The sequence below is a fragment of the Rhodococcus sp. p52 genome (assembly GCF_000763325.2).
In the GTDB taxonomy this organism is placed as follows: Bacteria; Actinomycetota; Actinomycetes; order Mycobacteriales; family Mycobacteriaceae; genus Rhodococcus; species Rhodococcus pyridinivorans.
The window spans coordinates 3,421,701-3,447,269 of the sequence record NZ_CP016819.1 but is presented as its reverse complement, the minus strand read 5'-3'; the positions used below and the strand labels follow the sequence as shown (position 1 = coordinate 3,447,269).

The following is a 25,569-nucleotide window of genomic DNA, read 5'->3' as shown; positions in this document are numbered from 1 at the left end:
CGCGCTCGTCGAGGTCACGTCAGGGCAGCGACGCGACGAGGGCTTCGACGTCGACCCGCGGTCCGGTGAAGAAGGGGGTCTCCTCCCGGACGTGCAGGCGCGCGTCGGTGGCACGCAGGTCGCGCATGAGATCGACGATGCGGTGCAGTTCCGGCGCCTCGAAGGCGAGGATCCACTCGTAGTCGCCGAGCGCGAAGGCCGGAACGGTGTTGGCGCGGACATCGGGGTAGCCGCGGGCCGCCATGCCGTGGTCGGCGAGCATCTTGCGACGCTGCTCGTCGGGCAGGAGGTACCACTCGTAGGACCGCACGAAGGGGTACACGCACACGTAGTTGCCCGGCTCCTCCCCCGCGATGAAGGCGGGCAGGTGGCTCTTGTTGAACTCCGCGGGTCGGTGCAGTGCGGTGTTCGACCAGACCGGGGTGCTCGCGCGGCCGAGGATCGTGGTGCGCCGGAAGTCGGCGTACAGCTTCTGCAGATCCTCGATGTGCTCGGCGTGCGTCCAGATCATGAAATCGGCGTCCGCGCGGGTGCCGGCCACATCGTAGATACCGCGCACGATCACGTCGGTGTCGTCGAAGCGGGCGAAGAACGCTTTCGCGTCCTCGATCGCCGCGGCGCGGTCGTCGCCGAGGACGCCGGGCCGGACCTGGAAGACCGACCACATCGTGTAACGGAGGGTGGAATTGAGCTTGTCGTAGTCGAGACGTGCCATGACGTTCATCCTTCCATTCGTGCAGTCAGGCGTGCGGCTGCAGCCGTGCCTGTTGCGACACATGCGGGTACACCCACACCGTGCAGCATCGCGCCGGCGACCTCGAGTCCGTCGATCCCTGCGATCTCGGCCTCGAAGGCGGCGACGATCTCGCCGTGGTGTTCGCGGTACTGCGGCAGCCCGCCGTGCCACCGCTGCACGAAGGCGGCCACCGGTTCGGCGTCGACTCCGGTGACGGTCGCGAGATCCGCGCGGGCCAGCGCAATCAGGTCGGCCTCGGACGCGTCGACGAGCGCGTCGTCGCCGAACCGTCCGAACGACGCACGCGCGAGTGCGACGGGACGTTCGGCGAGGTGCGGCCACTTGCGGCTCGACAGCGTGAAGGCCTTCGCCGACAGTTCCTCCCCCGTCGCGACGAGGATCCCGGAGTTCTGCGGCAGGCCGGCGTCGTGCGGCAACGCGAGCGCGACCACCACCGACGAGGCGAGCGGGATCTGCGCGACGCACTGCGCGGCGGATCGGACACTGTCGGAGAGCAGCCGGGCGGCGTCCGGGGCGGGCACGGCGAGCACCACACCGTCGACCTCGCCGAGCGGATCGACCGACCACCGGCCACCGCTGCGCTTCAGTCCGGATGCGGCTGTGCCGTAGAGGAACTCGGCGTCGGCCTCACGGACGAGGGCTTGGATCAGCACGCCGTAGCCCTCGCGCAGCGTCCCGAAGACCGGGGCGTCCGACTTCGGGGGCAGAGCGCGGGCGACGGCGTCGCTCAGGCTCGTCGCGCCGGCGTCGAGGGCCGCGGCGAGCGTCGGGACGGTGGCACGGACACCCGCGGTGTCGGACAGCCCCGAGTACACCCCACCGAGCAGCGGGTCGACGCTGCGCTGCACCACCTGCTCACCGAAGCGTGATCGGACGAGATCCGCGACGGAGACGTCGGAGTCCCGGTCCCAGTGGAACGGCACTGTGGGTTCGGCGGCAATGCGCGCCAGGGTCTCGTCGTCGACGAGCCCCTCCACGGCCTGCGCCGAGGCGGGGATGCCCATGAGCGTGCCCGCCGGCAGCGGATGCAGTCGCGCGTCGGCGTACAGGAGCGGACGGGCAGCCGAGGGGTGGACGATGTGGGCGCTCAGGCCGAGTTCCTCGACGAGCGCGACCACCTCGGGTCGGCGTGCGATGAACGCCTCGGCGCCGACGTCGACAGGATCACCCGCGAGCGGGACCGTGCGGAGCTTGCCGCCGAGCCGCGACGATCGCTCGAGCACGACGATGCGGGCGGCGGCGCCGAGCGAACGACGCAGCCGATACGCGGCGACGAGCCCGCTGATCCCACCGCCGACGACCGCGACCGTCGGCGGGGTCACAGCGAATGCACCAGCTCGACCACTCGGGTGATGGCATCGGGATCGGTGTCGGGCAGCACGCCGTGACCGAGATTGAAGATGTGTCCGATGGCGCCGGCCTCGAGAGCACGGTCGGCCTCGGCGACTATGCGGCGTACCTCGCGTTCGACGACCTCCCGGCCCGCGAACAGAATCGCGGGGTCGAGGTTGCCCTGCAGGGCCTTGCCGGGGCCGACGCGGGTCGCGGCGACGTCGAGCGGGATGCGCCAGTCGACGCCGACCACGTCGGCGCCCGCCTCACCCATGGCGCCGAGGAGCTCACCGGTGCCGACACCGAAGTGGATGCGCGGCACCCCCGCACCGGCGATCTCGGCGAAGACACGCTCGGAGTGCGGCAGGACGTACTCGCGGTAGTCGGCGAGCGAGAGGGCGCCCGCCCACGAGTCGAAGAGCTGGACGGCGTCGACACCGGCGCCGATCTGCGCGCGCAGGAAGCCGATAGCGACATCGGTGAGCTTGCCGAGGAGCGCGTGCCAGGTCTTCGGGTCGGCGTGCATGAGCGCCTTGGTGTGCTCGTGGTTGCGGCTGGGTCCGCCCTCGACGAGATAGGACGCCAAGGTGAAGGGCGCCCCCGCGAAGCCGATGAGCGGGGTGTCGCCGAGTTCGCGGGTCAGCAGACCGACCGCGCGGGCGACCGCCCCGACCTCCTCGGCCTCGAGGGACGGCAGCGCGGCGACATCGGCGGCGGTACGGACGGGGTTCGCGACGACCGGGCCCGTCCCGGCGACGATGTCGAGGTCGATACCTGCCGCCTTGAGCGGGACGACGATGTCGGAGAACAGGATGGCAGCGTCGACCTTGTGCCGCCGCACCGGCTGCATCGTGATCTCGCAGACCAGTTCGGGGTCGAAGCACGATTCGAGCATGCCGATCCCGGCCCGGATCTCCCGGTACTCGGGCAGGGAGCGCCCGGCCTGGCGCATGAACCACACGGGCCGGTGGGCCGGCTTCTCACCGCGCGCGGCCGCCAGCAGGGGCGCATGGGGCAGGATCCTCCGCGCGGGGTACTCCGCGGGCACCGCAGATCCGACGTTCGTGTTCTCCAAGCCGGTCATCGATCCTCGTTCTTCGGGCACTGCGCGCCGTCGCGCAGGGCAGCGTCTGCCGGGTCGCACACAGGACGTGTGGTCCGGACCCGCTGCCCATGCTGCCACGACCGCGCCGCCCACCGGAATCGGCGCGCCTCCCGCGTGCGGTGCGTCACCGGCACTAACCTCCGCTCGGTGACCACCTCGCCCGCCGAGCCGGCCCGCTTCCGTTCCGCAGTCGATGCGATGAACGCGGCCACCGTGCGCCCGGAGATCGAGGTCGGGCCGATCCGACCCCCGCAACGGCTCCCCCCCCACAGCTATGCACTGGGCGCCGAGGTCCTGCACGACGAGACGGACCGGGTGCCCGAGCAATCCGAGGGCGACGCGTTCGGCCGTCTCATCCTGCTCTACGACCCCGACGGCGACGAGGCGTGGCACGGGACCACCCGGCTCGTCTCGTACATCCAGGCCGACGTCGACGAGAGCCTGGCAGCGGACTCGCTGCTGCCGGAGGTCGCGTGGAGTTGGCTCGTCGACGCCCTCGCCGCGCACGGTGAACCGCTCACGGCGCTGGGCGGCACGGTGACCGCGACGACCTCCGTGCGGTTCGGGGACATCGCGGGCCCGGGACGCGCCCACCAACTGGAACTGCGCGCGTCGTGGACTCCGCAGTCCGACATGCTGACCCTGCACGTGGAGGCGTTCTGCGACGTCCTCGCATATGCCGCGGGTCTGCCTCCGGCGGGGGTCGCGCGACTCCAGCGGTGAAAACCTGCGCAATCCGACCGGATTTCTAGAACCTGTTCTACTCTTGATTCCATGCAGCGTCTCAGCGGGCTCGATGCCGGTTTCCTCTACCTCGAGACCCCCAGTCAGCTCCTCCACATCTGCGGGCTGATCGTGCTGGATCCGTCCACCGTCCCGGGCGGCTACGACTACGTGAGACTGCGCAACGAACTCGAAGCGCGCCTCACCGCCGTACCCCAGTTCCGGATGAAGCTCGCCGACAGCAGGTTCAACCTCGACCATCCGGTCTGGGTCGACGACCACGACTTCGACCTCGACCGGCACGTCCACCACGTCGGCGTGCCCGCCCCGGGCGGCCGGACCGAGCTCGCGGAGCTGTGCGGACACATCGCCGCGCAACCCCTGGATCGCTCCCGGCCACTATGGGAGATGTGGTTCGTCGACGGTCTCGACGACGGCAGGATCGCCGTCATCGCGAAAATGCATCACGCCGGAGTGGACGGGGTCTCCGGTGCCGCACTCGTCGCGCAGCTGTGCAGCCTCGACCCGGCCGATCCCCGGCCCGAACCGGTGCAGTGGGGTGCCGGCGACGCGAACGATCTCGCCATCGCGATCGCCGGAGCCCTCAACGTCGCCCGCCGGCCTCTCCACCTGCTGCGGATCCTTCCCGGCGCGGTCACATCGCTGACCTCCTGGATCGCCCGCGCCCGACGCGGCGACGCCATGCCCGCGCCGTTCACGGCGCCGCGCACCCCGTTCAACTCCACCATCACCGGACACCGCACCGTCGGCTTCGCCGAGCTGAACCTCGACGACGTGAAGCTGGTGAAGAACGTCTTCGGCGTCACCGTCAACGACGTGGTGATGGCGGTGTGCGCCGGCGCGCTACGCCGATATCTGGAGCGGCGCAGCGAGCTGCCCGACTCCCCGCTCATCGGGATGATCCCGGTCTCGGTCCACGGCAGGTCGGATCGGCCGGGACGCAACCAGGTCTCGGCGATGTTCGCCGACCTCCACACACACATCGCCGACCCCGCAGAGCGGCTGCGGGCACTCTCGGAAGCGAACGCGGTGGCCAAGGAACACAACGCCGACCTCGGCGCGAACCTGCTGCAGGACTGGTCCCAGTTCCTCGGCGCGGCCGTGTTCGCCCCCGCGATGCGCGCCTACGCCGGACTGCGGCTCGCCGACCGGCACCCGGTGATCCACAACCTCGTTATCTCCAACGTGCCCGGACCTCCCGTGCCGCTGTACTTCCTGGGCGCCCGCATGACGGCGATGTACCCCTTCGGCCCGATCTTCCACGGCGCAGCGCTCAACATCACGGTGCTCTCCCTCGACGGCAGGCTCGACATCGGTCTGATCTCGTGTCCCGATCTCGTCCCCGACCTGTGGAAACTCGTCGACGACTTCTCCCCCGCCCTCGAGGACCTCATCCTCGCGGCCGGCGCGGAGAACGACGACATCCTCACATCGGATGTGGAGCGCGACGATGTCGTCTCGCAGGAGAGGTGACGGTGTTCTGAGGGGAGTTCGCGAGGCGTCGAGCGGGTCCGTGCGTGTCCACCGATCGGACGTTCCGGACAGGAACGGAATTGCACACGGGGACGACACCGCTAGAGTCACGCCCATGCCGGCACAGAACGACGAGGACGAGCAGAAGAGCACGAGCGTGACCACGGTGCCGCTCCTCGAACCCCGCGACGGCGTCCCGAATGTCGTCACCACGGCGCGCGGGGTCGCCGACGCGGCAGCGATGCTCGCGCAGGGACACGGCCCGCTCGCCGTCGACGCCGAACGCGCATCGGGCTACCGCTACTCCGGGCGCGCCTATCTCGTACAGCTCCGTCGTGACGGCGCCGGCACGGTGCTGCTCGATCCCATTCCCACGCGGGACGACCTCGCTCCCCTGACCGAGGTGATCAACGACCTCGAATGGGTCCTGCATTCCGCCGACCAGGATCTCCCCGGCCTGGCCGAACTCGGACTCCGTCCGGCGAAGTTGTACGACACCGAACTCGCCGGTCGTCTCGCCGGATTCCCCCGCGTCGGTCTCGCCGCGATCGTGGCCGAGACCCTCGGCCTCGAACTGCGCAAGGGCCACGGTGCGGCGGACTGGTCGACGCGACCGCTTCCCGACTCGTGGCTCAACTACGCCGCGCTCGACGTCGAACCGCTCGTCGAACTCCGCGACGCGATGGCGCGCGAACTCGAGCGGCAGAACAAGACCGAGTGGGCCGCTCAGGAATTCGAGCACATCCGGCTCGCGGGGCCGCCCGCTCCGAAGCCCGATCGGTGGCGGCGCACGTCCAAGATCCACGCGATCAAGGACCGACGCCGCCTGGCGATCGTCCGGGAACTGTGGACCACCCGCGACGAGATCGCCGCCCGGCGTGACATCGCCCCGGGGCGCATCCTTCCCGACTCCGCGATCATCGCCGCCGCGGAGGCGAATCCCACGAGCGTCGAACAGTTGCAGGAGCTTCCGGTTTTCGGCGGTCCGCGGCAGCGGCGTTCCTCCCGTGCGTGGTTCAACGCGATCGAGCGGGCCCGTGCACTGCCGGAGGACCGGCTCCCACCTCTCACGCCGCCCCTGACCGGGCCTCCCCCGGCCGGCCGGTGGTCGCGTCACCACCCTGAGGAGGCCGCACGTCTCGCCCTCGCGCGCGGCGAACTCACCGCTCTGAGCGAGGAAGTCGCCGTTCCCGTCGAGAACCTGATCAGTCCCGAACTCGTTCGGCGCCTGTGCTGGGACTGGGACGTCTCCGACGGGGCCGACGTCGAGGAGTACATCGACGGCCGCTTCGCCGAGGGCGGGGCACGGCCGTGGCAGCGCGCGCTGACCGTGCCGCGACTCGCGAAGGCCCTGACGGCGGAGAACTGATCTCCGCCGTCTGCTCTGCGTGCCATCTACTTCCGGCGGCTGCCGCGTCCTGGACATCACATCAAGGCCGAAGAACCGCTCGTACACGTCGCGGCCGCCGTGGAACATCACCGCGGCGATCCACAACTGGAGCCTCGGATCGAAGGCGTTGTATCCGTCGGAGCGGACCGGTGCGTGGGCGCGGTCGACGAAACCCACCACCCTGCGCCGTTCCTCGTCGTCGCCGAACGCCACGAGGAAGATGTACGCGCTCGTGTTCCGGAAACGTGTGACGGGATCGATGAGCGCCCTGCTGTGTTCCACCACCCCGTGCTCTACCGGAGGCAGAGCGATCTCCATGAGGAACCTCCGGGTGAGGTCGGCGGGAACGCCGCTTCACCCACCACACCCCGTACGGTCGCGTCCGGTCGTCGCCGAGCCATGGAACGGGACTGTATTTCCAGATCGCACGGTGTCAAGCGGAGGTCCTCACCGCTTGGTGAAGGTCGCAGACAGAGCGACGGCGCGGAGAGAATATTTCTTAACTTCTTACCCACTCGGAGGCGTCGCCACACTCCATGCCGCGTTCGAAGTCCGCCTTGTGGGCGAGTTCTCGCCGGAAACGTCGAGTCGGCCGTTCACCCCGGCGTAATGTTCCCCTGAAGAAAACACACTGTGTCCAACCCTTTTCCCGCTCTCGCGGCCAGTCCGATCCAGGAGTTCCTCGGTGACCCAACCATCGACCGCACACGCCGCGAAAGTCATCGCCGTGACCGTCGCGGCGGCCGTGGGCGGTTTCCTGTTCGGCTTCGACAGCTCGGTCATCAACGGCGCCGTCGACTCCATCCAGGACAACTTCGCGCTCAGTTCGTTCGTGACCGGTTTCGCCGTCGCCATCGCCCTGCTCGGCTGTGCCGTCGGCGCGTGGTTCGCCGGACGCCTCGCCGACAGTTGGGGCCGCAAGCGGGTGATGCTCCTCGGCTCCGCCCTGTTCGTCATCTCGTCGATCGGGTCCGGTCTGGCCTTCAGCGTTCCCGATCTCATGCTGTGGCGTGTGCTCGGCGGCCTCGGCATCGGTATCGCGTCGGTCATCGCACCGACCTACATCTCCGAGATCGCACCCGCTCGCTACCGTGGCGCCCTCGCATCACTGCAGCAGCTCGCCATCACTCTCGGCATCTTCGCGGCCCTGCTGTCCGACGCGGTGCTGCAGAACGCCGCCGGTGGAGCGTCGAACGAGCTGTGGTGGAATCTCGAGGCCTGGCGGTGGATGTTCCTCGTCGGCGTCGCGCCTGCCGTCCTCTACGGTGTACTGGCGCTGACGATCCCGGAGTCCCCCCGCTATCTCGTCGGCAAGGACATGGACGAAGAGGCTGCGGCCGTCCTGGCCAACGTCACGGGCGAGCTCCGGCCCGACGAGCGTGTCCGCGAGATCCGGTTGACGCTGCGACGCGAGTCGAAGGCGTCCTTCGGCGACATCCGCGGCCCGGTCTTCGGTCTGCAGCCGCTGGTGTGGGTCGGCATCACGATGGCCGTCTTCCAGCAGTTCGTCGGTATCAACGCGATCTTCTACTACTCGACGACACTGTGGAAGTCGGTGGGCTTCACCGAGAACCAGTCGTTCACGACCTCGGTGATCACCGCCGTGATCAACGTGGTCATGACGTTCGTCGCGATCCTGTTCGTCGACAAGATCGGTCGCCGTCCGCTGTTGATGACCGGTTCGATCGGCATGTTCGTCAGCCTGCTGCTCGCCGCGATCGCCTTCTCGCAGGCGGTCGGCAGCGGTGAGGACGTCGAACTTCCGGCACCGTGGGGTGCGCTCGCCCTCGTCGGCGCGAACGCCTTCGTGATCTTCTTCGCCGCCACCTGGGGTCCGATCATGTGGGTGATGCTCGGCGAGATGTTCCCGAACCGCATGCGCGCGGTGGCCCTCGGTATCAGCACCGCCGCCAACTGGATCGCGAATTTCACGGTGACACTGGCGTTCCCACCACTCACCTCCGCGGTCGGCCTGTGGTTCCTGTACGGACTGTTCGCGTTCTTCGCCCTGCTGTCGTTCTTCTTCGTCAAGGCCAAGATCCCCGAGACCAAGGGCATGGAACTCGAGGAGATGCAGAGCTAACCGATACAGACGCCAGGGGCGGTATCCGGATCACCGGATACCGCCCCTGGCGTTTGCTCACCTGCGTCGGTCGGACTCAGCCCGCTTCGCGGTCGGACTGCTCGACCGCCGACGGTCGCGATCGCTCCTCGGGTTCGCTGTCGAGGCCGGCGACCCAGCCGGTGACCTGAGGCGCCACGTCCTGGGCAGTCAGACCGAGTTCGGCGTGGATCTCGTTGCGGGAGGCGTGATCGAGGAACTTCTGCGGCACCCCGAGATCGCGGGCGGGCACGTCGACGCCGTTGCGGCGCAACGCGGCGGAGACCGCCGAGCCGACACCACCGTGGAGGCCGCTGTCCTCGATTGTGACGACGATCCGGAAGCCGCGTGCGAGGTCGACCACCGCGTCGGGCACGGGGAACACCCATCGCGGGTCGACGACCGCGGCGTCGATGCCCTGCCTGGAAAGACGATCGGCGACGTCGAGCGCGAGACCGGCGAAGGCGCCGACCGCGACGATCAGTGCGTCGCCGCACCGCGACGGCGGCATCCGCAGCACGTCGACCGTGCCGTCGAGACGCTCGATCGCCGGGATGTCTTCTCCCACCGAGCCTTTGGGGAACCGGAGGACGGTCGGGCCGTCGGAGACGTCGAGCGCCTCACCGAGTTCCTCTCGCAGCGTCGCCCCGTCGCGCGGAGCGGCGACCCGGATGCCGGGAACGATTCCCAGCAGGGACAGATCCCACATGCCGTTGTGACTGGCCCCGTCGGAACCCGTGACGCCCGCCCGGTCGAGCACCACGGTGACCGGCTGCCGAAGCAGTGCGACGTCCATGAGCAACTGGTCGAAGGCGCGGTTGAGGAAGGTCGAGTAGACGGCGACGACGGGATGCATTCCGCCGAGCGCGAGACCCGCCGCCGACGTCACCGCGTGCTGTTCGGCAATGCCGACGTCGAAGGTGCGCTCGGGGAACCGTTCGCCGAACTTGGCGAGGCCGGTCGGTCCGGGCATCGCGGCGGTGATCGCCACGACGTCCTCCCGCTTCTCCCCCAGCGCGATGAGTTCGTCGGAGAAGACCGACGTCCAGTCGGGAGCGGAGGCGGACTTCGCCCGGCCCGTGCGCGGATCCATCACGCCGGTGGCGTGCATCTGATCGGCGAGGTGGTTCTCGGCGGGCGCGTAGCCCGCTCCCTTGCGGGTGACGGCGTGGACGAGGACCGGACCGCCGTACGCCTTCGCGCGACGCAGCGCCGATTCCATCGCCTGCTCGTCGTGCCCGTCGACCGGGCCGAGATACTTGATGCCCAGATCGGTGAAGAGCACCTGCGGGCTGACCGCGTCCTTCACACCGGCCTTCATGCCGTGCAGCACCGAGTAGGCCGCCGAGCCGATCCAGGGGATCCGCTTGACGATGCGCCGACTGTTGTCGAGCACCTTCTCGTAGCCGGGCTTGAGGCGCAGCGCCGCGAGGTGCTCGGCGAGACCGCCGATCGTGGGCGCGTAGGAGCGGCCGTTGTCGTTGACGACGATCACCATCGAACGGTTCTGCCCGGCGGCGATGTTGTTGAGCGCCTCCCAGCACATACCGCCGGTCAGCGCGCCGTCGCCCACCACGGCCACCACGGTCCGATCGGACTGTCCGGACAGCGAATAGGCCTTGGCGAGTCCGTCGGCGTACGACAGGGCCGCCGAGGCGTGCGACGACTCGATCCAGTCGTGTTCACTCTCCGCGCGGCACGGGTAGCCGGACAACCCGCCTTTCTGCCGGAGACCGTCGAACTCGTCGCGACGACCGGTGAGGATCTTGTGGACGTAGGCCTGGTGACCGGTGTCGAAGAGGATCGGATCGCGTGGCGAATCGAACACCCGGTGCAGAGCGATGGTCAGCTCGACGACGCCGAGATTGGGACCGAGGTGACCGCCGGTCGCCGCGACCTTCTCGACCAGGAATTCCCGGATCTCCCCCGCGAGCTCGGTGAGCTCCACAGGAGAGAGTCGACGTAGATCGTCGGGCGACTGGATGCGGGACAGAACACCCAACTGGAACAGCTCCCTCCGGCTCGTGCCTCACGCTCGTCGCGCGAGTGATTTCCTCAGTCTACGGAGCGCGGGAACGGAGCGTCTCCCGCCACCGCCTCGCTTCCGCGTGATCTCCTGGTCACCGGCGGACGGATCGCCCGCCGGTGAGCGAGGTCACCCTCACGAGGAGATGTCGGCGCGATCGGCCGGCGACTTCTCCTCGACGAGGTCGATGGTGGTGCGCAACGCCTGGTTCGGGATCAGCACCACTGCCACCAGGGTAACGACCGCGAACGCCGCCGCCACGAGGAAGAGGGTCGCCGTCGCGTCGCCGTAGGCGGCACGGATGACTTCGGCCACCGGCTCGGGCAGCTGGGAGAAGTCGAGGCTTCCACCCGATCCGCCGCCGGAGGTGTCCACACCGAGCTTCGCGAGACCGTCGGCGGAGATCGTCGCGACACGGGACGCGAGGATCGAACCGAGCACCGACACACCGATCGCGCCACCGAAGGTGCGGAAGAAGGCGACCGAGCTGCTTGCGGCGCCGATGTTGCGCACGCTCACGGTGTTCTGCACGGCGAGGACGAGGTTCTGCATCAGCATGCCGGTGCCCAGACCCACGATCGCGATGTACACGCTGATCAGCGTGAGCGAGGTGAGGTGGTCGACCGTGCCGAGCAGGCCGAAACCGACCATCTGCAGGATCGCGCCGCCGATCAGGAAGCCCTTCCACTTGCCGAAGCGCGTGATGAGCCCACCGGAGAGCATCGACGAGACGAGCGTGCCGGCGACCATCGGGATGGTGAGCAGACCGGCGACCGTCGGGCTGTAGGCCCGCGAGGTCTGGAAGTACTGGCCGAGGAAGGTGGTGGCGCCGAACAGACCGATACCGACGGCCACGGACGCGATGATCGCGAGACCGGTGGTGCGTTCGGTGACGATCTTCAGCGGGATGATCGGATCGGCGACCTTCGTCTCGACGATCAACGTCGCGACGAGCAGGACGATGCCGGCACCGACGTACAGGGCGGACTCGACCGAGATCCACTCGTAGTAGCCGGCCTTGCCGGCGAAGGACACCCAGACGAGCAGGACGCTCACCGCGGCGGTGATGAGCGTGGCGCCGAACCAGTCGATGCTCACGTTCTCCTTGCGGACGGTCGTGACATGCAGCGTGCGCTGCAGCAGGATCAGCGCGACAACGGCGATCGGAACGCAGACGTAGAAGCACCAGCGCCAGCCGAGGAGGTCGACGATGACACCACCGAGCACGGGTCCACCCGACATGGCGACGGCCATGACGGCGCCCATGTAGCCGGAGTACCGGCCACGCTGGCGGGGCGGGATGATGCTGCCGATGATCGCGACGACGAGAGCGGTCAGACCACCCATGCCGATGCCCTGGATCACGCGGGCGGCGAGCAGGACCGGCACGTTGTGCGCGATACCGGCCAGGACCGAGCCGATCACGAAGACCAGGATCCCGAGCTGGACGAGCAGCTTCTTGTTGAACAGGTCGGCGAACTTGCCCCAGATGGGCGTCGACGCGGCGTTCGCCAGCAGCGCCGTCGTGATGACCCAGGCGTACTGGGTCTGCGTGCCGTTCAGATCCGCGATGATCGTCGGCAGGGCGGTCGAGACGATGGTGCTGCTCAGCAGCGCCGTGAAGAGGGCGGCGAGGAGGCCCGACAGCACGACGAGGATCTCGCGGTGCGTCATCTGCTCCTCGGCTGCCGGAGCATCCGGCTGCGCTCCCTGTCCGGAGACTGTGGTCATGAATTGGTCCTTCGAGTATCGATGACGAGCGGAGCCAGGGAGGAGGTGAGACGTTCGAGCGTCGTGATGGCGCCTGCGATCTCGTCCTCGTGCCAGTCCGAGAGTTCTGCGGAGAGCCGTTCGGTCCGGCGCTTCTTCACGATGTCGAGGATCTCGATACCCGCGACCGAACAACTCACCCGATGAGCACGACGATCGTCGGGATCGGGATGTCGATCCACGAGGCCTCGCTCGACGAGTTCGGCGATCTGTCTGCTCAACGACGACTGGCTGACGCACATTTCGACGGCGAGCTCGCTGGGCCGGCACTCCCCCATCCGTGCGAGCACGAACAGCACCGCGACGAGCGCGGAAGGAAGCACATCGGTGTCGTGGTGCACGAGTGCACCGCGCAGCGTGCGACCGAACATGAAGATGGCGTCGGCGAGTTCGTGGGCCTGAGCCTTTTCCGGCACAGCGAACCTCCGTCGGAGTGAACTAATTGATTACGTCATGCAACTATACAGATTAGTTGCGTACTACAAGCAATCTCTTTTCACGTCACACCAACTGTTGGATGCGGCCCTCGTCACACCTCGCCCCGAGCGGGTGCGACGGGAACCCGGTTCAACGGGTGAACAGTCCGATGCACTCCACGTGATGGGTGGAGGGGAACGCCGCGAAGGCCCGGACGTCCGCCAACTCGAATCCGTGGTCCCGGTACAGCCCCACGTCACGACCGAAGGACGCGGGATCGCAGCCCACGTGGACGATCCGGCGCGGTCCCGCTGCTGCCACGGCGGCCACCACGTCCTTGCCCGCCCCCGCCCGCGGCGGGTCGAGGACGACCACCTCGGGAGCCGGCAGATCGGGAATCACCCGCTCCACGCGCCCGTGACGGAAGGACACCCGGCCGAGGTCGGCGAGCGCCTCGATCCCGTTGTCCACGGCGGTCTTCGACGACTCGACCGACACCACCCGACCGGACGGACCGACCTGCTCTGCGAGCACGGCCGCGAAGACCCCCACTCCGCCGTACAGATCCCATGCCGTCGCACCCTCCGAGGTCTGCGCCCAGTCGGCCACCGCAGCCGAATAGGTCGACGCGGCACCGCGGTGGGCCTGCCAGAAACCGGTCGGCGCCAACCGCCACTCGCGTTCGCCGACCCGCTCGACCACACGTCCCGAGCCTTCGATCACCTTCTCCGGACGGCGCGCGTTCACCGCCGCCCGCCGCGACGCCGCGCCGCGCCGGCCCTGCCGTCGCGCACCACCCGAGAGGACCGGAGGTGCGATCTCCACCACGTGCCGCCGGCCGTCCGCGTCGAGTACGACCTGCAGCTCCGCTCCCGGCTGCCACACACGATCGGTGAGGCCGACGTAGGCGTGCGGATCGATCTGCGGGCACGCCAGTTCCGGGACGACCTCGTTGCTGCGGTACCGGCGGTATCCCGGGTTCCCCACCACGTCCACCGCGAGCCGGACCCGGGTGCGCCACAGGGTGCCGTTGGACGCACCGCCCGGCACCTCCTCGACGGTCACCTCGCGGTCCACCCCACCGAGCCGGCGCAGCTGCTCGGCCACCACCGCGCCCGTGAAACGGCGTTGCGCCTCGACGGTCATGTGCGCGAGGTCGCAGCACCCCGCCCCTCCCGGACCGGAGATCGGGCAGACCCGATCGACGCGGTCCTCGGACGCCTCGAGCACGTCCTCCACGTCGGCGAAGCAGAACGACCCGCCCCGATCCTCGGTGACCCGAGCGAAGACACGCTCCCCCGGCAGTCCGTGCCGCACGAACACGACGCGCCCCTCGAACCGCGCGACACACGCACCACCGTGGGCGGGATTGCCGAGGATCACCTCGATCCTCCGGCCGGACCAATCCGTACGCGGGTGTGCCTGACGATTCACCGCGGTTCCTCCTCGTTGTCCAACTGTCGATCCTGCCCGTTGGGGGCGGCCCGCCCCACCGCACCGGCGTCCGCGGACGAGCGCAGCTGCCAGGGCACACTCGTCACCATCACCCCCGGCTGGAAGAGGAGCCGGCTCTTGAGCCGCAGGGCGCTCTGGTTGTGGAGCAGTTGCTCCCACCAGTGCCCCACCACGTACTCGGGGATGAAGACGGTCACGACGTCGCGGGGAGAATCGCGCCGCACCCGGCGGACGTAGTCGAGGACGGGCCGCGTGATCTCCCGGTAGGGCGACTCGACGACCTTCAACGGCACGGTGAGATCGCTCTTCTCCCATTCGAGTACGAGACGCCGGGTGCTCTCGTCGTCGACGTTCACGGTGATCGCCTCGAGGGTGTCGGGGCGGGTCGCCCGCGCGTAGGCGAGGGCGCGCATCGTGGGCAGGTGCAAGGTCGAGACGAGCACGATCGAATGGGTGCGGCTGGGCAGCACCCCGTCCCAGTCCGCCCTCTCGAGTTCGGCGGCGACCGTGTCGTAGTGGTGCCGGATCGCCTTCATGAGCCCGAACGCGACGACCATGGTCACCACTGCGATCCACGCCCCGGCGGCGAACTTGCCCGTCAGCACGACCAGCAGCACCACCGACGTGGAGACGCACCCGACGCCGTTGATCAGCCGCGACCGCGCCATGCGGCCCAGCGCCGACGGATCCGTCTCGGTGCTCAGTTCCCGCGTCCAGTGCCGCACCATGCCGGCCTGCCCCAAGCTGAACGCGACGAACACACCCACGATGTACAGCTGGATGAGCCGGGTGACCTCGGCCTCGAAGACCCACACGAAGACGACGGCGATCCCGGCGAGGAAGAGGATGCCGTTGCTGAAGGCGAGCCGGTCGCCGCGGGTGTGGAACTGGCGCGGCAGGTAACGGTTCTGCGCGAGAACCGAACCGAGCACCGGGAATCCGTTGAAGGCCGTGTTGGCGGCGAGCACGAGGATCACGGCGGTGACGATCGTGATCAGGACGAACGCGGCCGGCACCCCCTCGAAGACGGTGTGCGCCAGCTGGGAGAGCAGCGTCTTCTGCTCGTAACCCTCGGGTGCACCGCGCAGCTGGGTGTCGGGATGCTCGGCCACCACCACACCGAGCCGCTCGGCGAGGAAGACCACCCCGAGGAACAGCGTGACGGCGATGCCACCGAGCACCAGCAGGGTCGTCGCGGCGTTGCGTGCCTTCGGCTTCTTGAAGGCCGGCACCCCCGTGCTGATCGCCTCGACACCCGTCAGCGCCGCGCAACCGGACGAGAAGGCGCGCGCGAGTAGGAGGACGAAGGCGAGCGCGGTCAGATCCGTCTGCTCGGCGACGAGTTCGAAGTCCGCCGACTCCGCACGCAGGTCGTCGCCGAGGACGAAGATCCGGAACATCCCGGCCCCGAGCATCACCAGCATGCAGCCCACGAAGGTGTAGGTGAGCACGGCGAACGCCCGGCCGGCGCGCCGGAGTCCGCGCAGGTTCACCGCGGTGAGCAGCACGATCGCGACGACGACGAAGAGCACCTTGTGCCGGGCGACGAACGGGACGGCCGATCCGACCGTCGCCGCCGCGGACGACAGCGACACCGCGACCGTCAGGACGTAGTCGACGAGCAGCGCACTGCCGACGGTCAGCCCTGCCGTGGGCCCGAGATTCTTCGTGGCGACCTCGTAGTCGCCGCCACCGGACGGGTAGGCGCGCACGGTCTGGCGGTAGCCGGCGACCACGATCACGAGCACGAAGGCGACAGCGAGTCCGATCCACGGCGAGAAGGCGTAGGCGGACAACCCCGCGACGGAGAGGACGAGGAAGATCTCCTCGGGTGCGTAGGCGACCGACGACAGCGCGTCGGAGGCGAAGACCGGCAGTGCGGTGCGCTTGGGCAGCAACTCGTGCCCGAGAGTGTCGCTGCGGAAGGGGCGACCCAGCACGAGCCGCTTCGCCGCGGTGGAAAGCTTGGACACGCGCAAAGCCTATGCGGTTCCGGCCCCGAAGTACCCCTCGGCCGGGTCACGACCTCTCGAAGATCGTCACGCGGTACCGTTCGAATCGGCGGTCCACAACGGTCCGTCTCGGAAAGATCGACCGGAACGGAGTCCACTGGGGTGTACGTGGTGGTGATGGGGTGCGGTCGGGTCGGTTCGGCGGTGGCCACCGCACTCGTCCGGCTCGGCCACGAGGTCGCGGTCATCGACCGCGATGAGAGCGCGTTCGGACGACTCGGCCCGGACTTCCCCGGGCGCACCGTGCTCGGCATGGGCTTCGACCGCGACGTCCTGATCTCTGCCGGCATCGAACACGCCGACGCCTTCGCGGCGGTCTCGTCCGGCGACAACTCGAACATCATCTCGACGCGCGTGGCCCGCGAGACCTTCGGCGTCGAACGCGTCGTCGCGAGAATCTACGACGCCAAGCGGGCCGCCGCGTACGAGCGGCTCGGCATCCCCACCGTGGCGACTGTGCCGTGGACCACCGACCGTTTCCTGCATGCGCTCACACACGACAGCGAGACCGCCCGCTGGCGCGATCCCACCGGATCCGTCGCCATCGCCGAGGTGAACGTGCACGAGGGGTGGGTCGGACGACGCGTCACCGACCTCGAGGATGCCACGGGTTCGCGCGTCGCGTTCCTGATCCGGTTCGGCACCGGGTTGCTGCCCGACCGCAGGACGGTGCTGCAGGCCGACGACTCCGTCTATATCGCGGCCGTGTCCGGTTCGGTCTCGGAGGCGATCACACACGCCGAGAACCCGCCGGTCGACGAGAACTGACCCGTCCACCCGAGAGGAAGCCCACATGAAGGTGGCGATCGCCGGCGCCGGAGCGGTGGGGCGCTCGATAGCGCGGGAACTGCTGCGCAACGCCCACGAGGTGATGCTCATCGAGCGCAAACTCGACCACGTAGAACCCGAGTCCGTGCCGGACGCGACGTGGGTACACGCCGATGCCTGCGAACTCAGCTCGCTCGAATCCACCGGACTCGAGCAGTACGACGTCGTGATCGCGGCGACGGGCGACGACAAGGCCAACCTGGTCCTCAGCCTGCTCGCGACCACCGAGTTCGGTATTCCACGGGTCGTAGCCCGCGTCAACGATCCGCGCAACGAGTGGCTGTTCGACGAATCGTGGGGTGTGGACGTCGCGGTGTCCACACCGCGCATGCTCGCGGCGCTGGTCGAGGAAGCCGTCACCGTGGGCGATCTGGTGCGGCTGATGACGCTGCGCAAGGGCGCGAACCTGGTGGAGGTCACCCTGCGCGACACCACCGCCCTCGCCGGGAAACCGGTCCGGAAACTGGAACTGCCGCGCGATACGGCACTCGTGGCGATCCTGCGCGGCGGGCGGGTGATCGTCCCTCAGCCGGACGATCCGCTCGAGGGCGGGGACGAACTGCTGTTCGTCACGGCGGAGGACGTCGAGGACGATCTCCGGCAGGCGGTGAACCGCTAGTCGCGGAGCCGGTGCCGACCGGGGAGCCGAGGCTGCCCGTCGTGCGTGCCGTGCTCGTCGCGGGGCTTGTTCGACAGCCCGTCGTCCGTCGCCGGATCGTCGGCCGGCGCGTCACCGACCGTCTCCGAGGGCGCGGGTTCGACGATGCGGTCGGCACGCCGGACCGCCCAGAGGGTCACGAGCAGGGCAAGAGCAGTAAGCGGCCAGCCCATGCCGATCCGGGCCACCGCGAGCCAGCCGGTGCGGTCCTCGTCGTAGAGGTGGTTCTGCACGAGATAGCGACCGAGGAAGACCAGGGTCCACGCGAGGGTCGCGACGTCGTAGGCGCGCACCGCGGTGGTATGCGAACGCCACCGCGATCCCTGGCCGTTGAGCATCCCCCAGATCACGCCCACGAGCGGTCTGCGGACGAGCACGGACAACAGGAATGCGCCCCCGTAGACCAGGCTCGCGTAGATCCCGAAGAGGAAGTATCCCTTCGCGTCGCCGGTGCGATGAGCGATGAAGGCACACAGGGCGACTCCGAAGAAGCCCGAGATCGCGGGCTGGATCGGGGTGCGCTGGATCAGGCGCCACACGAGCACCGCGAGGGCGACGCCCAGCGCGGACCAGATGGCGACGGTGAGGCCCCACAGGCTGTTGACGGGGACGAACACCAGCACCGGCAGCGTCGAATAGACCAACCCGCTGATCCCACCGAGTTGTTCGAGCATCGTCTGCTGGTTGGTGTCGCTCACTCCTACGAGCCTGCCACATCCGGCACAGGGGTACGACCCTGCGTGCACCAGGGGCACCACTCCGCGCGCACAGAGGTCAGGCGGGCTCGCGCAGCTCGTAGTAGGGGTTGTAGATCACCTTGCGTCCGTCGCGTTCGCCGACACGACCGCGGACCATCAACGTACGCCCGGGCTCGATCCCCGGAATGCGCCGACGACCGATCCACACGAGCTGGATCGAGTCGGTCCCGTCGAAGAACTCCGCCTCGACGACGGCGGCAGCGGCACGCGAACACGACTCGACACTGCGAAGACGTCCGTACATGGTCACTTCCTGACCGCGGGCGCATTCGACGACGGGTAGGGCGCCCGTGGAGTGCGAGGATTCGGCCATCTGCTCGGCATCGAGTTCTTCGATGTCCTCGGTGAGCCGCCGTGTGAGCCGACGCAGGTAGCCGGCCGGGGAAGCCATAACACGCTCCTGTACGGAAGGGGCACGGATCTCGCGCCACCGGACTCTTCTTCGCCCGCCACTGTAGACCCATTCTCGCCGGATACAAGTTGCACGGTGCACACGCGCGTGCAGCCGTCGGTCGTCCTGCTGTGCGGGCAGGTGAGCGCGGTCTCCGGGGTTCGATGGTGCAGGATCGTCCGCATGTCCCACAGCGAATCCCCGGTCCCCCCGACCGCCGGCACCGCGGTCGTGCTTCCCGGTACGGGTTCGGACGCATGCTTCGCCGAGAAGGCGTTCGGCGCCGAACTCCGACGGCGGAGCATCATCCCGATCGCCGTCGATCCGGATCCGCGCGGTGTGGTGGCGAGCTATCTCACCGCGCTCGACGAGGCGGCCGAGAACGGGCCGATCCTCGTCGGAGGGGTGTCGATCGGTGCAGCCGTCGCGTTGAGGTGGGCATACGACAATCCGGACCGGGTCGTCGGCGTCCTCGCTGCCCTACCTGCATGGACCGGCGATCCGCGGGAGGCGCCGGCCGCCGCGAGCGCGCGGTGGACGGCCTCCGAACTGCGCGCCCACGGGCTCGATACGGTCACCGCTGCGATGACGGCGTCGAGTCCGCCCTGGCTCGCCCGGGAATTGACGCGTTCGTGGAGCGCCCAGTGGCCCGATCTCCCGTCCGCGCTGGACGAGGCCGCACACTACCGGGCACTCGACGTCGACGAACTGCGTGCCGTGACCGTGCCGGTCGGTATCGCCGCCGCGGTGGACGACGCGGTTCATCCGCTCGCAGTGGGGCGGCAATGGTCGCGGGAGATCCCTCACGCGGAACTCGCGACGGTGACACTCGAACAGGTCGGGGACGACCCCTCCGTGCTCGGGAGGTTGTGCCTCGCCGCGCTCGACAGGATCGTCCCCGTCCCGAACCGATGATCGGTACCGGCCTCAGAAGCCGAGTTGCTGCATCGCCGAACCGGATTCGCCGCGGCGCGGCGGCGTCTGCCGGGCGGGCGGGACCTGCTGCGTCTGCTGGGCGGGCTGTTCCGGCGGGGCCGTCCGCGGAGCGGGCTGCGCCGGAGCTGCGCCCTGTTGCTGCTGCGCGGCGGCCTGCTGTTGCTGCTGCGCGGCGGCCTGCTGTTGCTGCTGCGCGGCGGCCTGCTGTTGCTGCTGCGCGGCGGCCTGCTGTTGCTGCTGCGCGGCGGCCTGCTGTTGCTGCTCCTGCGCCGCGACGAGCTGGCGGGTGAGTGCCTCGGGCAACACGATCGGCAGCGGTGTACGAACCGGATGGGGTTCGGATCCGCGGCGGACGACGGTGCCGGAGATCACCGACCGTGCGATCCCGACGAGTTCGGAGTCGGCTCCGGCGTTCCCCGAGGGCGCCGCGACGACGCAGCGGATCATCCAGCGGAAGCCGTCGACACCGATGAACCGGAGATCCGCGTTCGCGGTCCTGCCGTGCAGTTCGCGACCCCACGGCCCCGATTCGATGCTGACCTCGGCCTTGTCGTTGCGCAGCGTCTCCGCGAGCTCGGCGGCGACCTCACGCCACTGTCCCGGCGACTTCGGTGCGGCGTACGCGGAGACCGTGATGCGCCCGAACTGGGTCACGAGATGGACGTTCTGCGGCGTCCCGTTCGGAGCCATCTCGACCTGGATCTGACCACCGGCCGGCAGCGGTACGAGCACGGATCCGAGGTCGAGACGGGAGGCGGTCACCGTCTCCTCGTCGACCTCGTCGACCTCGTCGATGTCGTACGGGCCGGAATCGGCCGCACTTCCGGTGGCGTACTCGTCGTACTCCTCGTCGGCGGGCTCGTCGTACGCGCCGAGGTCGCCGGCGGAAGCGGCGTCGGTCGCCTCGATGTTCGACCCGCGGTCCTTGCGGCGTCGTCCGAACATGTCAGGACCCCTCCTTCACGAGGCCGGCGTGCCCGCCGCTCGATCCGTATCCGCCGCTGCCCCGCGCCGTGTCGTCGAGCTCGTCCACTTCGACGAATTCGACGAGTTCGACACGCTGGACGAGCAGCTGCGCGATGCGGTCGCCTCGGCGGAGTTCGACGGCGCGCTCGGTGTCGTGGTTGATCAGACACACCTTGATCTCTCCACGGTAGCCCGCGTCGACCGTCCCGGGAGTGTTCACGACGGACAGACCGAACTTGGCGGCGAGGCCCGAACGCGGGTGGATCAGGCCGACCGTGCCCACGGGCAGCGCGACGGCGATGCCGGTGCCGACGAGCGCCCGCTCCCCCGGGCCGAGGGTCACGTCGACCGACGTGCACAGGTCCACACCGGCGTCACCGGGGTGGGCACGAGTGGGCACGGGGAGCTCCGGATCGAGCCGGCGCAGCGGTATCGGGGGAAGATCGGTCACGTCGTCCGAGACTACTCGCGTGCCGGGTCGCTCCGCCGAGGCGACTATCCTTACGGTGTGTCCCGTTCCTCGCGCACCTCACCGACTACACCTCCGACGGCCGACGCTCCGACCTTCTCGGAGCGGATGTGGGTGCCGTGGTGGTGGTGGCCGATCGGGCTCGGTGTGGCCGCCCTGCTCGCGGCCGAGCTGCACATGGGTGCCCCGGGGATGTACGCGTGGCTTCCCTACGTCCTTCTGCTCCCGGTCCCGATCTGGGTCCTGACCTGGCTCTCACGCAGCCGGGTCGAGGTGGTCGACGGCGAACTCGTCGTCGGTCGCGCACATCTGCCCGTCGACGTGATCTCGCGGGGTGTGGTGGTTCCGGCGTCGGCCAAGAGCGCCGCGATGGGCCGCCAGCTCGATCCGGCGGCGTTCGTCCAGCACCGTCCCTGGGTGCGGACCATGGCGCTCGTCGTGCTCGACGACCCGGAGGATCCGACACCCTACTGGCTGGTGAGCACGCGGCGGCCTGCCGAACTGCTCGCGGCGCTGGGTTGCGACGAGTCGGGCCGCAAGGACGATCCGACCCGCAAGTAGGGCTGTTCGAACGGGCACCGGGTCCCCGGATACGACACGGCCCCGGATGCCGGGAACAGCAGAGGCTGCCGCGGCGCCGGGGCACGCAGGAGGGAGACGCGGGTGACCACGGCGCATCGTCGTCACCCGGCCTCGTTTCGCACCTATGTCCTCACGCTGCCCTATGTCCTCACGCTGCGCAGTCCCGGCAGATCATGACACCGTTCTCCTCACTCGCGAGTCTGCTCCGGTGATGCACCAGGAAACAGCTCGAGCAGGTGAATTCGTCGGCCTGCTTCGGGACGACACGCACCGACAGCTCTTCGCCGGACAGATCCGCCCCGGGCAGCTCGAAGGACTCGGCGGTGTCCGATTCGTCGACGTCCACCACAGCGGACTGGGCCTCGTTGCGCCGGGCCTTCAGTTCCTCGAGTGAATCCTCCGACACATCGTCGCTGTCGGTCCGCCGGGGTGCGTCGTAGTCAGTCGCCATTTCCTCTTACCTTCTAGTACTCGTACCGGTAGCCGGCCGGGACACGGACGGTGCTCCCGGCCAGGGCAACGCACGGCCGTCCGTTGGAGTTCCCGACGGGTGTGCCATTGCTGTGGCATACCCGAATTGACTCTGTTTTCGCGCCGCACCGCCCATTCTTGGACGGTTCGGCCGCCGAACAATAGCCGACCTCACGCACGAATATGCAATCGATGCGTGGAAACGCCGGGAATTGTCTGGCAATCGTCATCAACAACACAACGACTCGTGACATTTCCTCGGGTCGGCGGTTCCACCGACCACGTCCGCGACCTCTACAGTGAGTGCGACGAACACGGCATGACACGAGAGGCAGGGCCGCGTGGTTTCCCTGATCACCGAAGGAAGCGCAACCGATGACCGCGGCCGCCCGTTCCGTCGGCGCCGGGTGGTCCCGGCCGCCGTGGCGGGTGCCGTCCTCGCCGCAGGCACGATCGTCGTGTGGTCCTCCGTGTTCACCTCGTCCGAGCCCGTCACGACCACCGTGGCGTGCAACGCTCCCCCGACCGAGGCCACCGACCCCGAAGGCCCGCAACCGGCTCCGCTCGGCGAGGTCGTGGACCGGTCGACGCTGCTCGAGGTCGAACCCGCTCCCCTGACGGCCACCCGGGTGCGCGTCTACAACGCCAACGGCGAACGCGGCCAGGCCACGCACGTGGCCGCTCAGCTGAGCGATTACGGTTTCTCGAGCCCGCCCGACGTGCAGGCCGGCAACGATCCGGTCTACGTCGACCAGAACATGCAGTGCCAGGGGCAGATCCGCTTCGGCGAGGCCGGGCGCGCTGCTGCGTCCTCGGTGTGGTTGCTCGCCCCGTGCGCCGAGTTGGTGCAGGACACACGCGAGGACGACACCGTCGACCTCGCGCTGGGAACCTACTTCCGGGACATCTCCCCCGGGGCGGATGCCGAAGAGGTCCTGCGGGCACTACGCGAGGTCCCGGCAGGCGAGGAGACGGCTCCGCTCGACCTCGATCTACTCACGGCCGCACGCAATGCCCGGTGCTGAATCTCTTTTCACAGACCGTGCATCCTGTTTTTCGTCACTGTTGCGGTAAAAGGTGACGAACCACAATTCATGATGTGACGAAACGGTCAATTCGGAATTGCGTCGAGCGCTCCGATTTCGGCGAGCAGAGTTTCGAAATCGGCCGCGATCCCCGGCGCGGCCGCGACCGTGAGTTCCCCGTCGTCCCCGGTGCCGCTCGGGACACGCACCACCGCACCGGCTTCCGCAGCGACGAGCGCCCCCGCCGCCCAGTCCCAGGGACCGAGTCCGTGTTCGTAGTGGGCGTCGACCCTGCCGGCCGCGACCATGCACAGGTCCAGGGCGGCCGCTCCGACACGCCGGATGTCGCGCACCCTCGGTAGCAGCGCTGCCACCAGCTCACCCTGACGTGCGCGTCGTGCCGGCGAGTACGAGAAGCCGGTCGCCACGAGCGCCAGTCGCGGATCCGTCACGGGATTGCATCGCAACGGCACCCGCGTGCCGTCGACGTCCAGATGGGCACCGAGACCCTCTGCCGCCGAGAACGTCTCCTCCGAGGCGATGTCGACGACGGCACCGGCCACCGAGCGTCCGTCGACCCGCGCGGCCACCGAGACCGCCGAGGCGGGGAGTCCGTAGACGAAGTTGACGGTGCCGTCGATGGGATCGACCACCCAGACGACTCCGCTCGCGGCAGCCGCCGTCCCGCCGTCGGCCCCGGTCTCCTCGCCGAGGAAGGCGTCGCCCGGCCGCAGTTCCGTGAGCCGACGCCGGATGAGTTCCTCACTCTCGGTGTCGGCGGCGGTGACGGGATCGGTCACCGTCGATTTCGTCCCCACACTGGCGGCCTCCCCCGAGCCCGGAGGACCGAACAGCTCGACCCGGCGTACACGGACGTAGGACGCGGCCTCACGGGCGACGGTCACCGCCACATCCCTCAGCGCGGACAACTCGGATTCGGGGATTGTTCTCTGTGCGTGCACGAACCGATCCGAACACAGTGCCGACGGTTTCGCCACCGACCCCGCACCCGGTGACACCGGGCACTATCGTTTCCACGAGCGGAGCAGCCGGCCCCACCCAGCGAGAGGAAGTACGCAATGGCACAGGACGTCCCCACGGACCGAGCGACTCCCGTCAACCACGGATTCGGAGTCGACATCGGGGGAAGTGGCGTCAAGGGTGCCGTGGTGGATCTCGACACGGGCCGCTTGGTCGGCGACCGCATCAAGATCCTCACTCCGCAACCGTCCACTCCCGAGGCCGTGGCGAAGACGGTGGCGCAGATCGTCGAACAAGCCGGCTGGACGGGTCCCGTCGGCGTGACCCTGCCGAGCGTGGTCACCGGAGGTGTCGCCCGCACCGCCGCCAACATCGACAAGTCGTGGATCGGGACCGACGCCGGATCCCTCTTCTCGCGGGTGCTCGGCGGCCGGGACGTCTCGGTGCTCAACGACGCGGACGCCGCGGGAATCGCCGAAGACCGCTTCGGTGCCGCCAAGGACACCGCCGGCGTGGTGATCCTCCTGACCTTCGGCACCGGGATCGGTTCGGCCGTGCTGCACAACGGTGTACTGCTGCCCAACACCGAGTTCGGGCACATGGAGGTCGACGGCAAAGAGGCCGAGCACCGCGCCGCCTCGTCGGTCAAGGAGCGCAACGACCTGTCGTACAAGCAGTGGGCCAAGGAGGTCTCGCGCGTCCTCGCCCGCTTCGAGGATCTGCTCTGGCCCGACCTGTTCATCGCGGGCGGCGGCATCAGCCGCAAGCACGAGAAGTGGATCCCGCTCCTGACCAACCGCACCCCGGTGGTCCCCGCCGAACTGCGCAACGCGGCGGGAATCGTAGGGGCTGCTTATGCTGCGAAAACAGGTGTCACTCCCTGAGTCCGGCGCATCGGCCGCCCGAGGGATCGTTACAATGG

General features: G+C 68.8%; 24 protein-coding genes and 1 pseudogene. 10 read left to right on the top strand and 15 right to left on the bottom strand.

Annotation, left to right across the window (positions count from 1 at the left end; all coding sequences use genetic code 11):
- Positions 1–19 precede the first annotated feature (19 nt).
- From hemQ to hemE, 3 genes are read right to left on the bottom strand one after another with little or no spacing between them, the layout of a single operon-like run.
- On the bottom strand, positions 20–715 hold the full coding sequence (hemQ, locus tag IM25_RS15940; RefSeq protein WP_024100734.1) for a hydrogen peroxide-dependent heme synthase: 696 nt from the start codon (positions 713–715) through the stop codon (positions 20–22).
- 5 nt (positions 716–720) lie between these two features.
- The gene (locus IM25_RS15935; RefSeq protein ID WP_019289226.1) at positions 721–2,079 is read right to left on the bottom strand and encodes a protoporphyrinogen oxidase; all 1,359 of its coding nucleotides are present in this window, start codon (positions 2,077–2,079) and stop codon (positions 721–723) included.
- A complete protein-coding gene (gene hemE, locus IM25_RS15930; protein WP_033096563.1) occupies positions 2,076–3,173 on the bottom strand; it encodes a uroporphyrinogen decarboxylase in 1,098 nt (365 codons plus the stop codon). Before hemE ends, IM25_RS15935 begins: the two co-directional genes overlap by 4 nt.
- A gap of 168 nt (positions 3,174–3,341) precedes the next feature.
- On the opposite strand from hemE, the gene IM25_RS15925 reads away from it, so the two are divergent.
- The 3 genes from IM25_RS15925 to IM25_RS15915 all read left to right on the top strand — a co-directional run bounded on the left by IM25_RS15925 (position 3,342) and on the right by IM25_RS15915 (position 6,780).
- Positions 3,342–3,917 (top strand): DUF3000 domain-containing protein, encoded by a 576-nt coding sequence (locus IM25_RS15925; protein WP_065996541.1) that lies wholly within the window; start codon positions 3,342–3,344, stop codon positions 3,915–3,917.
- 51 nt (positions 3,918–3,968) lie between these two features.
- Positions 3,969–5,411: a WS/DGAT/MGAT family O-acyltransferase gene (locus IM25_RS15920; protein ID WP_033096562.1), complete on the top strand. Its 1,443-nt coding sequence runs from the start codon at positions 3,969–3,971 to the stop codon at positions 5,409–5,411.
- 115 nt (positions 5,412–5,526) lie between these two features.
- Complete coding sequence (locus IM25_RS15915) at positions 5,527–6,780, top strand: HRDC domain-containing protein (protein ID WP_033096561.1); 1,254 nt, start codon at positions 5,527–5,529, stop codon at positions 6,778–6,780.
- A 123-nt stretch (positions 6,781–6,903) separates the two neighbouring features.
- On the opposite strand, the pseudogene IM25_RS26940 reads toward IM25_RS15915, so the two are convergent.
- Positions 6,904–7,119: pseudogene (locus IM25_RS26940) on the bottom strand (oxygenase MpaB family protein); the annotation flags it as partial.
- A 367-nt stretch (positions 7,120–7,486) separates the two neighbouring features.
- Here IM25_RS26940 and IM25_RS15910 point away from each other — a divergent pair.
- Entirely contained in the window at positions 7,487–8,884 is a 1,398-nt protein-coding gene (locus tag IM25_RS15910) for a sugar porter family MFS transporter (RefSeq protein ID WP_024100730.1), read from the top strand.
- A gap of 76 nt (positions 8,885–8,960) precedes the next feature.
- Here IM25_RS15910 and dxs read toward each other — a convergent pair whose 3' ends face one another.
- The 5 genes from dxs to IM25_RS15885 form a co-directional block, all read right to left on the bottom strand.
- Positions 8,961–10,904 carry a 1-deoxy-D-xylulose-5-phosphate synthase gene (gene dxs, locus IM25_RS15905; RefSeq protein ID WP_084295027.1) on the bottom strand — a complete coding sequence of 648 codons (1,944 nt, stop codon included), beginning with the start codon at positions 10,902–10,904 and terminating at the stop codon, positions 8,961–8,963.
- Positions 10,905–11,063: 159 nt separating this feature from the next.
- A complete protein-coding gene (locus tag IM25_RS15900; protein WP_006551358.1) occupies positions 11,064–12,659 on the bottom strand; it encodes an MDR family MFS transporter in 1,596 nt (531 codons plus the stop codon).
- The gene (locus IM25_RS15895) at positions 12,656–13,114 is read right to left on the bottom strand and encodes a MarR family winged helix-turn-helix transcriptional regulator (RefSeq protein ID WP_006551357.1); all 459 of its coding nucleotides are present in this window, start codon (positions 13,112–13,114) and stop codon (positions 12,656–12,658) included. Before IM25_RS15895 ends, IM25_RS15900 begins: the two co-directional genes overlap by 4 nt.
- 151 nt (positions 13,115–13,265) lie before the next feature.
- A complete protein-coding gene (locus tag IM25_RS15890; protein WP_033096559.1) occupies positions 13,266–14,549 on the bottom strand; it encodes a class I SAM-dependent RNA methyltransferase in 1,284 nt (427 codons plus the stop codon).
- Positions 14,546–16,543, bottom strand: coding sequence for an APC family permease (locus IM25_RS15885; protein WP_006551355.1), 1,998 nt, complete (start codon positions 16,541–16,543; stop codon positions 14,546–14,548). The genes IM25_RS15890 and IM25_RS15885 overlap by 4 nt, the downstream gene beginning before the upstream one ends.
- A gap of 141 nt (positions 16,544–16,684) precedes the next feature.
- On the opposite strand from IM25_RS15885, the gene IM25_RS15880 reads away from it, so the two are divergent.
- A complete protein-coding gene (locus IM25_RS15880) occupies positions 16,685–17,350 on the top strand; it encodes a potassium channel family protein (RefSeq protein WP_006551354.1) in 666 nt (221 codons plus the stop codon).
- Positions 17,351–17,375: 25 nt separating this feature from the next.
- Positions 17,376–18,029 carry a potassium channel family protein gene (locus IM25_RS15875; RefSeq protein WP_033096558.1) on the top strand — a complete coding sequence of 218 codons (654 nt, stop codon included), beginning with the start codon at positions 17,376–17,378 and terminating at the stop codon, positions 18,027–18,029.
- Here IM25_RS15875 and IM25_RS15870 read toward each other — a convergent pair.
- Positions 18,026–18,766 (bottom strand): DUF3159 domain-containing protein, encoded by a 741-nt coding sequence (locus IM25_RS15870; RefSeq protein ID WP_006551352.1) that lies wholly within the window; start codon positions 18,764–18,766, stop codon positions 18,026–18,028. The two genes, IM25_RS15875 and IM25_RS15870, sit on opposite strands and share 4 nt — an antisense overlap.
- A 76-nt stretch (positions 18,767–18,842) precedes the next feature.
- A complete protein-coding gene (locus IM25_RS15865; RefSeq protein WP_006551351.1) occupies positions 18,843–19,217 on the bottom strand; it encodes an OB-fold nucleic acid binding domain-containing protein in 375 nt (124 codons plus the stop codon).
- A gap of 183 nt (positions 19,218–19,400) precedes the next feature.
- On the opposite strand from IM25_RS15865, the gene IM25_RS15860 reads away from it, so the two are divergent.
- A complete protein-coding gene (locus tag IM25_RS15860) occupies positions 19,401–20,132 on the top strand; it encodes an alpha/beta fold hydrolase (protein WP_063714178.1) in 732 nt (243 codons plus the stop codon).
- A gap of 12 nt (positions 20,133–20,144) precedes the next feature.
- Here the strand turns inward: IM25_RS15860 and IM25_RS15855 are convergent, their stop codons facing one another.
- Both IM25_RS15855 and dut read right to left on the bottom strand, forming a co-directional pair.
- Positions 20,145–21,098: a DUF3710 domain-containing protein gene (locus IM25_RS15855; RefSeq protein WP_065996166.1), complete on the bottom strand. Its 954-nt coding sequence runs from the start codon at positions 21,096–21,098 to the stop codon at positions 20,145–20,147.
- A 1-nt stretch (position 21,099) separates the two neighbouring features.
- A complete protein-coding gene (dut, locus tag IM25_RS15850; RefSeq protein ID WP_006551348.1) occupies positions 21,100–21,570 on the bottom strand; it encodes a dUTP diphosphatase in 471 nt (156 codons plus the stop codon).
- Between the two features lie 126 nt (positions 21,571–21,696).
- Between dut and IM25_RS15845 the strand changes: the two genes are divergently transcribed.
- Positions 21,697–22,149, top strand: a complete 453-nt coding sequence (locus IM25_RS15845) for a DUF3093 domain-containing protein (RefSeq protein WP_006551347.1) — start codon at positions 21,697–21,699, stop codon at positions 22,147–22,149.
- Between the two features lie 169 nt (positions 22,150–22,318).
- On the opposite strand, the gene IM25_RS15840 is transcribed toward IM25_RS15845, so the two are convergent.
- The gene (locus IM25_RS15840) at positions 22,319–22,621 is read right to left on the bottom strand and encodes a DUF4193 domain-containing protein (RefSeq protein WP_006551346.1); all 303 of its coding nucleotides are present in this window, start codon (positions 22,619–22,621) and stop codon (positions 22,319–22,321) included.
- Between the two features lie 361 nt (positions 22,622–22,982).
- Between IM25_RS15840 and cei the strand changes: the two genes are divergently transcribed.
- On the top strand, positions 22,983–23,666 hold the full coding sequence (gene cei, locus IM25_RS15835; RefSeq protein WP_006551345.1) for an envelope integrity protein Cei: 684 nt from the start codon (positions 22,983–22,985) through the stop codon (positions 23,664–23,666).
- 86 nt (positions 23,667–23,752) lie between these two features.
- Here cei and IM25_RS15830 read toward each other — a convergent pair whose 3' ends face one another.
- Positions 23,753–24,646 carry an inositol monophosphatase family protein gene (locus IM25_RS15830; RefSeq protein WP_052039984.1) on the bottom strand — a complete coding sequence of 298 codons (894 nt, stop codon included), beginning with the start codon at positions 24,644–24,646 and terminating at the stop codon, positions 23,753–23,755.
- Between the two features lie 99 nt (positions 24,647–24,745).
- Here IM25_RS15830 and ppgK point away from each other — a divergent pair, with 99 nt between their 5' ends.
- Positions 24,746–25,531: a polyphosphate--glucose phosphotransferase gene (gene ppgK, locus IM25_RS15825; RefSeq protein ID WP_033096556.1), complete on the top strand. Its 786-nt coding sequence runs from the start codon at positions 24,746–24,748 to the stop codon at positions 25,529–25,531.
- The last annotated feature ends 38 nt before the right edge of the window (positions 25,532–25,569 follow it).

Excerpts from the sequence above, each read along its gene's own strand:
- IM25_RS15860 (WP_063714178.1), top strand. The coding sequence starts at position 19,401 with ATGTCCCACAGCGAATCCCCGGTCCCCCCGACCGCCGGCACCGCGGTC.
- IM25_RS15855 (WP_065996166.1), bottom strand. The coding sequence starts at position 21,098 with ATGTTCGGACGACGCCGCAAGGACCGCGGGTCGAACATCGAGGCGACC.
- ppgK (WP_033096556.1), top strand. The coding sequence starts at position 24,746 with ATGGCACAGGACGTCCCCACGGACCGAGCGACTCCCGTCAACCACGGA.
- IM25_RS15865 (WP_006551351.1), bottom strand. The coding sequence starts at position 19,217 with ATGGCTTCCCCGGCCGGCTACCTGCGTCGGCTCACACGGCGGCTCACC.
- IM25_RS15900 (WP_006551358.1), bottom strand. The coding sequence starts at position 12,659 with ATGACCACAGTCTCCGGACAGGGAGCGCAGCCGGATGCTCCGGCAGCC.
- IM25_RS15875 (WP_033096558.1), top strand. The coding sequence starts at position 17,376 with ATGAAGGTGGCGATCGCCGGCGCCGGAGCGGTGGGGCGCTCGATAGCG.
- hemQ (WP_024100734.1), bottom strand. The coding sequence starts at position 715 with ATGGCACGTCTCGACTACGACAAGCTCAATTCCACCCTCCGTTACACG.
- IM25_RS15840 (WP_006551346.1), bottom strand. The coding sequence starts at position 22,621 with ATGGCGACTGACTACGACGCACCCCGGCGGACCGACAGCGACGATGTG.
- IM25_RS15920 (WP_033096562.1), top strand. The coding sequence starts at position 3,969 with ATGCAGCGTCTCAGCGGGCTCGATGCCGGTTTCCTCTACCTCGAGACC.
- IM25_RS15915 (WP_033096561.1), top strand. The coding sequence starts at position 5,527 with ATGCCGGCACAGAACGACGAGGACGAGCAGAAGAGCACGAGCGTGACC.
- hemE (WP_033096563.1), bottom strand. The coding sequence starts at position 3,173 with ATGACCGGCTTGGAGAACACGAACGTCGGATCTGCGGTGCCCGCGGAG.
- IM25_RS15845 (WP_006551347.1), top strand. The coding sequence starts at position 21,697 with ATGTGGGTGCCGTGGTGGTGGTGGCCGATCGGGCTCGGTGTGGCCGCC.